General features: G+C 65.0%; 12 protein-coding genes. 5 read left to right on the top strand and 7 right to left on the bottom strand.

Annotated features, from left to right (window positions below):
* Positions 1–32: 32 nt before the first annotated feature.
* The 3 genes from JAO75_RS01570 to JAO75_RS01560 all read left to right on the top strand — a co-directional run bounded on the left by JAO75_RS01570 (position 33) and on the right by JAO75_RS01560 (position 2,933).
* A complete protein-coding gene (locus tag JAO75_RS01570) occupies positions 33–1,655 on the top strand; it encodes an ABC-F family ATP-binding cassette domain-containing protein (protein ID WP_199046087.1) in 1,623 nt (540 codons plus the stop codon).
* A 181-nt stretch (positions 1,656–1,836) separates the two neighbouring features.
* A complete protein-coding gene (locus tag JAO75_RS01565) occupies positions 1,837–2,220 on the top strand; it encodes a response regulator (protein ID WP_036358554.1) in 384 nt (127 codons plus the stop codon).
* 5 nt (positions 2,221–2,225) lie between these two features.
* Positions 2,226–2,933, top strand: a complete 708-nt coding sequence (locus JAO75_RS01560) for a protein phosphatase CheZ (protein ID WP_199046085.1) — start codon at positions 2,226–2,228, stop codon at positions 2,931–2,933.
* A gap of 83 nt (positions 2,934–3,016) precedes the next feature.
* On the opposite strand, the gene JAO75_RS01555 is transcribed toward JAO75_RS01560, so the two are convergent.
* The 4 genes from JAO75_RS01555 to JAO75_RS01540 form a co-directional block, all read right to left on the bottom strand.
* Positions 3,017–3,820 (bottom strand): hypothetical protein, encoded by an 804-nt coding sequence (locus JAO75_RS01555; RefSeq protein ID WP_199046083.1) that lies wholly within the window; start codon positions 3,818–3,820, stop codon positions 3,017–3,019.
* Positions 3,821–3,948: 128 nt separating this feature from the next.
* Complete coding sequence (locus JAO75_RS01550; protein ID WP_199046081.1) at positions 3,949–5,220, bottom strand: L,D-transpeptidase family protein; 1,272 nt, start codon at positions 5,218–5,220, stop codon at positions 3,949–3,951.
* A 257-nt stretch (positions 5,221–5,477) separates the two neighbouring features.
* A complete protein-coding gene (locus tag JAO75_RS01545) occupies positions 5,478–6,431 on the bottom strand; it encodes an acetyl-CoA carboxylase carboxyltransferase subunit alpha (RefSeq protein WP_199046079.1) in 954 nt (317 codons plus the stop codon).
* Between the two features lie 135 nt (positions 6,432–6,566).
* Entirely contained in the window at positions 6,567–7,301 is a 735-nt protein-coding gene (locus JAO75_RS01540) for a class I SAM-dependent methyltransferase (protein ID WP_199046077.1), read from the bottom strand.
* A 117-nt stretch (positions 7,302–7,418) separates the two neighbouring features.
* On the opposite strand from JAO75_RS01540, the gene gloB reads away from it, so the two are divergent.
* On the top strand, positions 7,419–8,186 hold the full coding sequence (gene gloB, locus JAO75_RS01535) for a hydroxyacylglutathione hydrolase (RefSeq protein ID WP_199046075.1): 768 nt from the start codon (positions 7,419–7,421) through the stop codon (positions 8,184–8,186).
* 189 nt (positions 8,187–8,375) lie between these two features.
* Positions 8,376–9,140, top strand: a complete 765-nt coding sequence (locus JAO75_RS01530) for a GNAT family N-acetyltransferase (protein ID WP_199046073.1) — start codon at positions 8,376–8,378, stop codon at positions 9,138–9,140.
* Here the strand turns inward: JAO75_RS01530 and yddG are convergent.
* The 3 genes from yddG to JAO75_RS01515 form a co-directional block, all read right to left on the bottom strand.
* Positions 9,112–9,987, bottom strand: coding sequence for an aromatic amino acid exporter YddG (yddG, locus tag JAO75_RS01525; RefSeq protein ID WP_199046071.1), 876 nt, complete (start codon positions 9,985–9,987; stop codon positions 9,112–9,114). The two genes, JAO75_RS01530 and yddG, sit on opposite strands and share 29 nt — an antisense overlap.
* A 73-nt stretch (positions 9,988–10,060) precedes the next feature.
* Positions 10,061–10,786, bottom strand: a complete 726-nt coding sequence (gene phbB, locus JAO75_RS01520) for an acetoacetyl-CoA reductase (protein ID WP_199046069.1) — start codon at positions 10,784–10,786, stop codon at positions 10,061–10,063.
* 155 nt (positions 10,787–10,941) lie between these two features.
* Complete coding sequence (locus JAO75_RS01515) at positions 10,942–12,120, bottom strand: acetyl-CoA C-acetyltransferase (protein ID WP_199046067.1); 1,179 nt, start codon at positions 12,118–12,120, stop codon at positions 10,942–10,944.
* Positions 12,121–12,298 lie beyond the last annotated feature (178 nt).

The raw sequence follows: 12,298 nt of genomic DNA, 5'->3' as shown, positions 1-12,298 counted from the left end.
CGCCGCCCAACATCTTCAAGTTTCAAAGACCCATGATTCGCATCGAGAACGTCAGCAAGCAGAACAGCCACCGGATCCTCTTCATCGAGGCGTCGGGCACCCTTCAGAAGGGCGAGAAGATCGGCCTCGTGGGTCCCAACGGCGCGGGAAAGACCACGCTCTTTCGCATGGTCACCAAGGAGGAGCAGCCGGACGAGGGCCAAGTCTCCGTCGATCGCGGCATCACCATCGGGTATTTCAGCCAGGACGTGGGCGAGATGGCCGGCCGCAGCGCCGCCGCCGAGGTGATGGAGGGCGCAGGTCCCGTGAGCGCCGTGGCGGCGGAACTGCGCGAGCTCGAAGCCGCCATGGTCGACCCGGACAAGGCGGACGATCTCGACAGGATCATCGAACGCTACGGCGAGGTGCAGGCACGCTACGAGGAGCTCGACGGCTATTCGCTGGAGGGCCGGGCGCGCGAGGTTCTGGCAGGCCTCGGCTTTTCCCAGGAGATGATGGACGGCGACGTGGGCGCCCTGTCCGGTGGCTGGAAGATGCGCGTCGCGCTCGGCCGCATCCTGCTCATGCGCCCGGACGTGATGCTGCTCGACGAGCCGAGCAACCATCTCGACCTCGAGAGCCTGATCTGGCTGGAGGAGTTTCTCAAGGGCTATGACGGCGCGCTGCTCATGACCTCGCACGACCGCGCCTTCATGAACCGCATCGTCAACAAGATCATGGAAATCGATGGCGGCTCGCTCACCACCTATTCGGGCAATTACGAGTTCTACGAGCAGCAGCGTGCGTTGAACGAGCAGCAGCAGCAGGCGCAGTTCGAGCGCCAGCAGGCAATGCTCGCGAAAGAAATCAAGTTCATCGAGCGCTTCAAGGCGCGCGCCTCCCATGCGGCCCAGGTGCAGAGCCGGGTCAAGAAGCTGGAGAAGATCGACCGGGTGGAGCCGCCCAAGCGCCGGCAATCGGTGGCGTTCGACTTCCTGCCCGCGCCGCGCTCGGGCGACGATGTTGTCAGCCTCAAGAACGTGCACAAGCGCTATGGCAGCCGCAGCATCTACGAGGGCTTCGACTTCGGCGTGCGCCGGAAGGAGCGCTGGTGCGTCATGGGCGTCAACGGCGCCGGCAAGTCGACGCTCCTGAAGCTCGTGGCCGGCACCACGGCGCCCGACGAAGGGTCGGTGACCATCGGGGCGAGCGTCAAGATGGGCTACTTCGCCCAGCACGCCATGGAGGTGCTGGAGGGCGACCGCACCGTGTTCGAGTTCCTGGAGGATTCGTTCCCGCAGGCCGGGCAGGGGTCCCTGCGCACACTCGCCGGCTGCTTCGGCTTCTCAGGGGACGACGCGGAGAAGAAATGCCGCGTTCTCTCCGGCGGCGAGAAGGCGCGCCTCGTGATGGCCAAGATGCTCTACGACCCGCCGAACTTCCTGGTGCTCGACGAGCCCACGAACCATCTCGACATGGCCACCAAGGAGATGCTGATCGACGCGCTGTCGAAATACGAGGGCACCATGCTCTTCGTCTCGCACGATCGCCACTTCCTGGCCGCCCTGTCCAACCGCCTTCTGGAAATCACCCCGGACGGCATTCACCAATATGGCGGCGGCTACACGGAATACGTGGCCCGCACAGGCCAGGAGGCGCCGGGACTACGGCACTGAGCAATTTCTCCTCGAAGCGTGAGACCAGAAGCCCGGCCATTCGGCCGGGCTTTTTGCTGCGGCAACGCCAGCTTGAGGCAAGCATCGTGAGCCATAAGGCAAGCACCCGACAACCTTTTTGAAAAGTGTCCGTCACAGGCGCTTCTTCACATTCCTTTCTTACTTTGCAGGCCGAAACATCATGGCATTGAACACGTCTCTCCCGGTGCTCATCGTTGACGATTACCAGACGATGCTGCGCATCATCCGCAACCTTCTGAAGCAGATCGGCTTCAACGACGTCGACGAGGCGAAGGACGGCTCGGAGGCTCTGGGCAAGCTGAAGGAGAAGAAGTACGGGCTGGTGATCTCCGACTGGAACATGGCGCCCATGACCGGCTTCGAGCTGCTGCAGCAGGTGCGGGCCGATGCGGAGCTGGGCAGCCTGCCCTTCATCATGATCACCGCCGAGGCCAAGACCGAGAACGTGGTCGCGGCCAAGCAGGCCGGCGTCAACAACTACATCGTCAAGCCCTTCAACGCCGACACCCTGCGCTCGAAGATCGCCGCCGTGCTGGGTGAGTAGCCGCCATGCGTCTCCCACCGCCCGTTTCCTTCGATCCCCTGAGCCTGGATCTCCTGGCCCAGTCCCGCGAGAGCATCGCGGCCCGCCGGCATGCTGAGATCATGCGGGGCATGGCGGCCATCCACGCCGCCCTCGAGCCGAGCAGCGGAGCCTCCAAGGCTCTTCTCGACCAGATCCGGACCGATCTGCGCGAGGCGCTCCACCTCAAGGACGAGCTCGACGCCATCACGGAATCGATCCAGCGCACCAAGCGCGAGATCGCAACCCTTCACTCCCACACCCCGGGCGGGCAGGTGACGAGCGTCACCGACGAGCTCGGGGCCGTGGTCTGCGGCACGGAGGCCGCCACCAACAGCATCCTGGCGGCCGCCGAGGAGATCGACGAGATCACGGGAAAGCTGGCCTCCCAGCTCTCCGGCCAGGATGCCGAGATGGCGCGGCAGATCTCGGACCGGGTCATCACGATCTTCGAGGCCTGCAATTTCCAGGACATTACCGGCCAGCGCATCAGCAAGGTCGTGGGCTCCATGAAGTTCATCGAGGAGCGCGTGACCCAGATGGCGCAGATCTGGGGCGGCCTGGAGAGCTTCAACGACGTGGAGGCCTTCCAGATGCCGGAGCGGCAGGGGGACGAGGCTCTCCTGAACGGACCGGCCATGGACGGCGACCCCAACCGCACCTCCCAGGATGCCATCGACGCCCTGTTCGGGTGATCGGGCGTAGCCTTGTAAAAGGCCTGCTTCGGCAGGCCTTTTCGTGAGGTGAGATCCGATGGGCGACAGCCTGTCGAAACCGATCATCTCTCCTGCAGATCCTGCAATTGCAGGTTCAACCGTTGTTGCTGGAGAAGGTTGTCGACGTTCGAAGCAGGCGCGCCGGTTTGCGGAACGAGACGCCGGACTCGAACAGGCCTTCCTCGAATGGTCTTGACCTGCACGACGGTTGTCTTCGGTGGCGGCACAGGAGCGAATGCAGCCACAATCCGGTGAGTCTCCTCATTAGAGATGCTTGGGCCGACTGAGGCATTCGACGTTACATAACTGAATGCGAGATTGCCCCCAGCTTCCATTTTGAGAACGAATTCGACTCCGTATGAGAAGCCCTTCAGGGCAGAGATGTCATCCTGCTCATCGATGATCTTGGCCATCCTGGCCACCCACTCGCCGACGCCCAAGCTGCCTTGCAGTCTCCACGACGTGGTTTCGGTCGGAGTTGGCTCGGTACGGCAGGCTTCAACCAGATCATCGGTAATGGCGCCCATCGGAAGGTTGAAGTTCGTTGTCGAAGACCGCGTGGCGTTGCCGCCGGCCTTGAGGGAAACCGACGGCAGCAAGCCGGCTCCAAGCTCAATCGCCCTATCGGCGCCAAGAGCGATCCCGCTATCCGTCCTCACTTTCAGATCGAGAGTGAAACCAGCGTCCCAGTTTCTGATAGGGCTTTTCGGAGGCAGCGCTGCCCAGGCGAGAGCAAGCTCGCATTGAACATGATCGACGATTTTATGGATCGAAAGCTGCTCTTCCGAAGGAAGCCTCGGGAGGGTGGCGCAACCGGTTAGCAAGATAGAAATAACAGGTACCGGTACTATCTTTAAAGGTTGCATGAATGCCCCCTGTCTAAACCTAGGGTAGCATCTCAAGCATCGGGCAGATTTTCAACTTGGCTTTGAGCCCGCAAAGCTAAAAACCCGCCGGGCTGGCGGGTTTTTGCACAAGTTCTTGCTTCGCTGGATCAGTTCGCGTTCGCGACCCTGACGCCGGTCCCGGCCTGAGCCCGCTTCTGCGGTACGGGCTTCACGACGGGGGCCATCGTAGCGGGAGCGGCAGGGGCCACCTGGACCGCCTCGACCGCCGGCTGCGGAGACGATGTGCTGAAGAGGTCGGCGACGCCGCCGAACATCTTCTTGTAGAACGGGGTCTCGGTGGCCGAAGCCTCCGCCGCAGCCGCCACGGGGGCTGTCTGCTGGGTCACGGCCGCCCGGGTCTCGGCCTGCGAGACGGGCACTTCCTTCATGGACGCGAAGGCGAGCGCCGTCGGCGGCGCCTCCGGCACTTCCTTGCCGGTGTCGTTGAGGGCGACCACCCGCGGGCCGGAGGAGATGCCCTCGGTCCGGCTCACGTAGCCGAGCTTGGTGTCGGACACGCCCGTGACATTGGCCAGCGCCGTGCGGAAGGATTCATGGGTGTCGCCGTCGTGGTAGACGAGCTTGATCGGCTTCTCGCCCTTGGCGACGAGCTCGGCCACCTCCTGCTCGTCCTGGGCGCGCTTCTGCGCCACGACGGAGGCGGTGTCCGGGTCGAGGTTGAACTCGTAGCGACCGCGGCCGACAGCGACCCGCACCTCGTCCTTGGTGACCTCGAAGGCATCGGCGCCTTCCTTCAGGTTCTTCCAGAAGGCGATGTTCGGGTCGAGGCGGTGCTTGGCCAGGTTCTCGGCCGTCATCCGGAACGGATAGGACTGGAACTGGAAGCCGCGCTGTCCGGCGCCGAGCGCCTCGCGGGCGATGGCGTAGATCTCGGCCACGTTCTGGTCCGTCATGGCGAAGCAGCCGCGCGACGAGCAGGAGCCGTGCACCATGATGTCGCCGCCGTTGCGGCCGAGCGACCGATCAAAGGCGTTGGGATAGCCGGTATCGAACGAGAGATAGAAGTTGGAATTCGGGTTCATCTGCGCCGGGGTGACCGTGTAGAAGCCCTCCGGCACCTGGCGGTCGCCCTCGCGGTTCTTGGGGCCGAGCTGGCCGGACCAGCGGCAGACCGGGTAGGTCTTGAGGAGCGCATACTTGCCGTTGGAGCCGCGCTTCCAGATCTCCAGCTCCGACTCCTTCTTATAGGCCCGGATCAGGATCGGGTCTTCCTTGGACATGCCCTTGGTCGACATCAACGCCATGGTGGCGGGCGGAATCGGCACGAGGTGGCGCGTGGAGCCACGGGAGAGATTATCGTCCTGGCAGGCGGCAAGCGCGAGCACCAGGCTCGCAGCCAATGCGATACGCTTCATCATGGGGACCCCGCAATTCTTGATCTGCCCGGCGTCTGTGCCGACCAGTTCCCCTTTACTCCTAGATCGTTAGCCTTAACCGCCCATTACTGCAAGCGGGGCCGTGATGGAGTCGTGGTGAACAAAAGGTAAAAAATCCGCCGCCGACGGGGTTTGGACCGGCCTCTTCGGAGAGCGAGGCTCCCTTTGGAGGTAACGACCCAGCAGGGAGGCGCGGGAGCCCGCCTGCCTGGCGCGGGCTCCAACCGGGATCGGTCCGCCTAAAGCTTGCGGCCGATGGCGAGGAACTTGTCGGCGCGATGGTCGCGGATCTCGGCCGGTCCCATGTTGCCGAGGTCGTGCAGGGCTTCCTCGATGGCGTTGCCGGCGGCCTCGATGGTGGCCTGCGGGTCGCGGTGGGCGCCGCCCACGGGCTCCGTCACGATGCCGTCGATGATGCCGAGCCGCAGGAGGTCCTGGGCCGTGATCTTCATGTTGGTGGCGGCATCCTGCGCCCGGGCCGCGTCGCGCCAGAGGATGGAGGCCGCGCCTTCCGGCGAGATCACGCTGTAGATCGCGTGTTCCAGCATCAGCACCTTGTTGGCGGTGGCAATCGCGATGGCACCGCCGGAGCCGCCTTCGCCGATCACGAGGGCAACGTTGGGAACACCAAGGGAGAGCTGCATCTCGGTCGAGCGCGCGATGGCCTCCGCCTGTCCGCGCTCCTCCGCCTCGATGCCCGGATAGGCGCCGGCGGTGTCGACGAACGAGATGACCGGCAGGCTGAAGCGGTCCGCCATCTCCATCAGGCGCACGGCCTTGCGGTAGCCCTCGGGGCGGGCCATGCCGAAATTGTGCCGGATGCGGGTCTCGGTGTTGTGGCCCTTCTCCTGGCCCATCACGCAGACCGGCTGGCCCCGGAAGCGCCCGAAGCCGCCGACGATCGCCTCGTCCTCGGCAAACTTGCGGTCGCCGGCGAGCGGGGTGAACTCGGTGATGAGCCCGGCGCAGTAATCGATGAAATGCGGCCGCTGCGGGTGCCTGGCCACGAGGGTCTTCTGCCAGGGCGTGAGCTTGCCGTAGAGATCCTTCAGGGCATCGGCGGCCTTGACCTCCAGGCGGGAGATGTCGTCGGCGATGGAGACGGCGTCCCGGTTCTCACCGAGCGCCCGAAGCTCCTCGACCTTGGCTTCCAGCTCGGCGACGGGCTTTTCGAAATCGAGATAACTGCGCATCAGACTCTATGGGCAAAGAAGACCGGCGTGGGCCCTATAGCCCTGCCGAAGCGGGGCGGACACTGGCGTTTCGGGGCTGCCAAGTCAAGTTGAGCTCTGCTTTAGTCCTGTAAAACGCGGCGGAATCAAGGACAATCAGCCTAGACGCGAGGCCGGAGCCGGAACGAAGACGGGCGAGAGGCGGCGCGAGCGCTGCACGGCCCGCACGGCCCCGGGCCGGTAGAGCTGCTTGGTCGCCTCGACGATGTGGAGGCCGGCAAAAGGCAGGGAGAAGCCGGCACCAACCTGCTCCCAGGCCTGGGCGGTCTGGAGCAGGAAGCGGTTGCGCAGGGGAGGCACGTAGAGGGTCTCGGCCCAGCCCTCCGGCGAGAACCAGGTCTGGCGCATGAGGCTTTTGAGCTGCGAGCGGCTGTAGGGTTGGCCATAGCCGAAGGGCGTGGTGTCCATCCTGGCCCAGAGCCCGCGCCGGTTGGGCGCCACCAGGATGATCCGGCCGCCCGGAGTGAGAATGCGCCAGATCTCGTGCAGGAGCTCGCTCGGGCTCTCCACCGTCTCCAGGGCGTGGACCACGAGCACCCGGTCGATGGAGGCATCGGGCAGGGGCATCATCAGCGGGTCGACGAGGGCGGAGGCCGAGGCGCCGGTGCTGGGCCAGTTCACCACGCCCTGGTTCGCCGGCATGAAGGCCAGGGTGCGCTCGCTCTCGCCCTTCACGGCGGAGAGATAAGGCGGCGCATAGCCGAGGCCGAGCACGCGCAAACCCGTCAGCGGTCCCCAGAAACGGTCGATGGCCCGGCCGACGAAGCGGCGCGTCACCGCCCCGAGGGGGCTGGCGTAGAAGCCGCGCAGATCGGTGATATCGATGCTCATGACCTCAACAGGCTGCCTCTCGGGCCGGTCCGACACTGGCAATCGAAGGTGCGGGGGCTGGTTTCACGGGCCGACTGTCCCATGATAGCTCAGAACACATCAAGACAAGGTTCCTCGATGTCCGCCCAGATCCACGCCTTTCTCTGCCTGCAGGACAATATCGGTGTTCTGATCCACGATCCCAACACGGGCGCCTGCGCGGCCATCGACGCGCCTGACGAGGACGCGATCCTGGCGGCCCTGGCCGAGACAGGCTGGCAGCTCACAGACATTCTCGTCACCCACCGCCATGCCGATCACGTGCAGGGCATCGAGGGCCTGAAGCGCCGCACCGGCTGCCGGGTGGTGGCGCCCGTTAAGGCGCGCGAGGCCGTGCCGTCCGCCGATGCCTACGTTCGCGAGGGCGACACCGTGCATGTGGGCGGCCTGCAGGCGCATGTCTGGGAGACGCCGGGCCATTGCGCCGACCACGTCTCCTACTGGTTCGCGGCGGACCGTGCGCTGTTTGCGGGCGATACCCTGTTCACCCTCGGGTGCGGGCGGATGTTCGAGGGCAGCTACGCCGATTTCTGGCACTCGCTGCAGCGCTTGGCTGCCCTGCCGGACGAGGCGCGGGTCTATTGCGGGCACGACTATACGCTCTCGAATGCACGCTTCGCGCTCGCCGCCGATCCGGACAACGCGGCGCTGAAGGCGCGTGCCAAGGAGGCGGAGGACGCCAAGGCGGAAGGCCGCTTCCTGGTGCCCTCGACGATCGGCCAGGAGAAGGCGACCAATCCTTTCCTGCGTGCCGGGGAGCCGGCGCTCGCGAAATCCGTTGATAAGCAGGGAGCCAGTCCGGTGGAGGTATTCCAGGCCTTGCGCGAATGGAAGAACCGGTTCTGACTAGAGCATCGGACCCAAAAGTGGAATCCACTTTTGGGATCCAATTCGATGCTCCAATTCTTTGCTGGCGCATCGTTCTCTGCGGACCCAGCGGGCCACGCAGTGAAAACCGGATCCACTTTTCGCTGACGCGGCCCTCTGGGTCCGCACGATGCGCTAGTGCTGGACCTTGCAGGAGCGGACAGCCTCATGAAAGACCACAGCCTCATCATCGGACTCGAGAGCCGGCTTCTGAACGCCTGGCCCTCGTTCGACTACCAGGCCTATGACGGCTGGATCCTGCGGCTTGCCGACGGCTACTCGAAGCGCGCCAATTCCGCGACGCCGTTCCTGCCGAATGCAACCCTCGACGACGCGCTCATCGACTACATGGTTGCCCGCTTCGTCGAGGCCAATGTGCGCCCGACCTTCCGCCTCAATGGGCTCGAGGCAACCGATGTGGACGAGCGGCTGAAGCTGCGCGGCTTCAAGGACATCGAGGCGACGCATGTGCTCACCGCGCCGATCAGCAGCGAGGATTGCGAGCGCGATCCCGAAGTGGTTCTCGAGCCGCAGGTCTCCAAGCGCTGGGTGCGGGAGGCCGCGGGATCCTATGGCGGCGACAAGGCCGATGACGAGACCCTGATGAAGATCGTCTCCCGCATCCGCCAGAAGGCGGCGTTTGCCACGCTGAGCCTCGACGACAGGCCCGTCGCCTGGGGCCTCGGGGTGGTGGAGCGCGGCTATGTGGGCCTCTACGACATCGTCGTTGCCCCGGACCTGCGCGGCATCGGCTTGGGCCGCCGCGTGGTCTCAAGCCTCATGGCTTGGGGCTGCGGGGAGGGGGCGCACACCGCCTATCTCCAGGTGCGGGAGGAGAACGAGATCGCCCGCTCCCTCTACGGAGCGTTGGGTTTCGGAACCGCCTACCGCTACACCCACCGGGTCATGCCGGGACGCTCTTCTTCGGCGTGAGCGTCGCGATCAGGGCGCCCGCTACGATGAGGCCGCAGGCGAGCGCCAGCGAGAGGGTGAGCGCCGCATAGCCGGCCACCACCAGCAGCAGGGTCGAGAGCACCGGCGTCGCATAGGAGGCGACGCCGAGAAAGCGGATGTCGCCCTGCTTCATGCCGATGTCCCACACATAGAAGGCCGCGCCCACCGGGCCGATGCCGAGCGCCAGAAGGGCGAGCCATTGCGTCGTCGTCTCGGGCCACACGGTGGTCTCGAAGACCAGGTGGCAGACGAGGCTGAGCAGCGAGGTCGCCAGGCAGAAGCCCGCCACCGCGTCCGTCGGCACCTGGCCGAAGCGCCGCGAAAACACCGAGTAGCCGGCCCAGACGAAAGCGGCCACGAAGGCGCAGAGATAGCCGGGCATGTATTCCGCCCGCGCGTCGAAGGCGCCACGGCCGGCGATCAGCACGATCACGCCGGAAAAACCCAGCAGCGCTCCGACGATATGCGCCCGCCGCAGATGCTCGCCCGGGAGGAACGAGGAGAACAGAACGATCAGGAGCGGCCAGAGATAGTTGATGAGCCCCGACTCGGCCGGCGGCGCCCAGCGGAGCGCCGCGAAATAGAGGGCGTGATAGCCGAACAGGCCGCCGACGCCCAATGCCCAGACGACCGGCTTCTGTCGCAGCGCTTTCAGCCCCTGCGGCCGCGCGATCCAACTCGCCACGCCCACCAGCCCACCGACCAGGAATGTCATGGCGTTGAGCTGAAACGGCGGGATCGTGCCGGTTGCCGCCGTGAACAAGGCGAGCATGGACCAGAGCAGGATGGCCGTGAGGCCGATGGTGGTGGCGGTGCGAGTCGTCATGATGACCGCCATAAACGAAAGCCCTCCCGATGAGGAGGGCTTTCATCGTCTTGCCTAGGGTCTATTCGAATCGTCAGGCCATGTACTGGCCGCCGTTCACCGACAGGGTCGAGCCGGTGATGAAGCCGGCCTCGTCGGCGGCGAGGTAGAGCACGCTGCGGGCGATCTCTTCCGCCTCGCCGAGGCGGCCGATGGGAATGAGCGGCAGGATCTTCGACTTCAGCACCTCTTCCGGCACCGCCTTCACCATCTCGGTGGCGATGTAGCCCGGGGCGATCACGTTGACGGTGACGCCCTTGTTGGCGTTCTCCTGCGCCAGCGCCTTGGCGAAGCCGATTACGCCGGCCTTAGCGGCCGAGTAGTTCGACTGCCCCATCTGGCCCTTCTGGCCGTTGATGGACGAGATGATGATGATACGGCCGAAATTGCGCGAGCGCATGCCGTCGATGACGGGACGCGTGCAGGTGAACATGGAATCGAGATTGGTGCGAATGACGGCCGACCACTGATCGAAGGTCATCTTGTGGAACATGCCGTCGCGGGTGATGCCCGCATTGTTCACGAGAATGTCGACCGGGCCGAGTTCGGCTTCGACCGCCCGGATGCCCGCCTCGCAGGCGGCAGCATCCGACACGTCGAACTTGAAGACCGGAATGCCGGTCTCGCTCTTGAATGCGTTTGCGGCTTCGTCGTTGCCGCCGTAATTCGCGGCAACCTTGTATCCTGCCTGCTTCAGGGCTGTTGAGATTGCGGCACCGATGCCGCGAGTGCCGCCGGTGACCAATGCGACGCGCGCCATGCTGTTTCCTTCCCAGGACCGTTCTGCGGATCTCTCAAGGATCCATTTGGTGTGAGGCGGCCCGATTCAGGCCGTCTCACACCATAGCTTACGATATGTGGCAGAACGTGGAAGGGTGAAGCTCCGTAATTTCCCTTACAGAGCTTCCTGTCGGTTTAGCGCTCCAGACACATGGCGACGCCCATGCCACCGCCGATGCACAGAGTCGCGAGGCCCTTCTTGGCATTGCGACGGCCCATCTCGTGCAGCAGGGTCACGAGCACGCGCGCACCCGACGCCCCGATGGGATGGCCGATAGCGATCGCGCCACCGTTCACGTTCACGATGGACGGATCCCAGCCCATGTCCTTGTTGACCGCGAGCGCCTGCGCGGCGAAAGCCTCGTTGGCCTCGACGAGCTCGAGGTCCTGCACCTTCCAGCCGGCCTTCTCAAGCGCCTTGCGGGAGGCCGGGATCGGGCCCGTGCCCATGATGGCCGGATCGACGCCGGCAGTCGCCCAGGAGGCGATGCGGGCGAGCGGGGTGAGGCCGCGCTTCTGGGCCTCGGCTTCCGTCATCAGCACCACGGCGGCGGCGCCGTCATTGATGCCCGAGGCATTGCCGGCCGTGACCGTGCCCTCCTTGGAGAAGGCGGGCCGGAGCTTCGCGAGGGCATCGATGGTCGTTCCGGCGCGGATATACTCGTCCTGGTCCACCACGATGTCGCCCTTGCGGGAGGAGATGGTCACAGGGGTGATCTCGTCCCGGAAGCGGCCCTCCTTCTGCGCCGCCTCGGCCTTGTTCTGCGAGCCGAGGGCGAACTGGTCCTGCTCCTCGCGGGTCAGCTGCCAGCGCTGGGCCACGTTCTCGGCGGTGTTGCCCATGGGATAGCCGTGGAAGGCGTCCGTGAGGCCGTCCTTCATCATGGTGTCCACGAGCTTGAAGTCGCCCATCTTGGCGCCGGAACGCATGTGGGCCGCGTGCGGCGCAAGCGACATGGATTCCTGGCCGCCGGCTACGATGATTCCGGCATCGCCGTTGGTGATCTGCTGCATGCCGATGGCCACGGCCCGAAGGCCCGAGCCGCAGAGCTGGTTCAACGCCCAGGCGGTCTTCTCCTGCGGTACGCCGGCGGCCATGGCGGCCTGACGGGCCGGGTTCTGGCCCTGAGCCGCGGTGAGGATCTGGCCGAGGATCACTTCGTCCACTTCCGAGCCGTCGACCTTGGCGCGCTCGAGGGCCGCCTTGATGGCGATGGCGCCGAGGTCATGGGCCGGGGTGTTGGCGAAAGCGCCGTTGAATGAGCCGACGGGTGTGCGCGCCGCTCCGACGATGACGATGCTCTCTTGGGCCATGCCTCTCTCCTGTGCTGATCCGGGTGGTGCTGGATTGTATGTAGTGCTTGCTCGATGAAAGCCCCAGAGGGTGGGATGTCAAGGATAGGATCGTTCGACCCGGTCTCAAGAAGCCTTAGACTTTTGGCGCTTTGCACCTCTCTTATAAGGCTTATAATCAAGGAAGGCTGACATCCTG

The organism is Microvirga splendida (assembly GCF_016427565.1).
In the GTDB taxonomy this organism is placed as follows: domain Bacteria; phylum Pseudomonadota; class Alphaproteobacteria; order Rhizobiales; family Beijerinckiaceae; genus Microvirga; species Microvirga splendida.
This window is presented reverse-complemented; position numbering and strand designations above follow the sequence as displayed.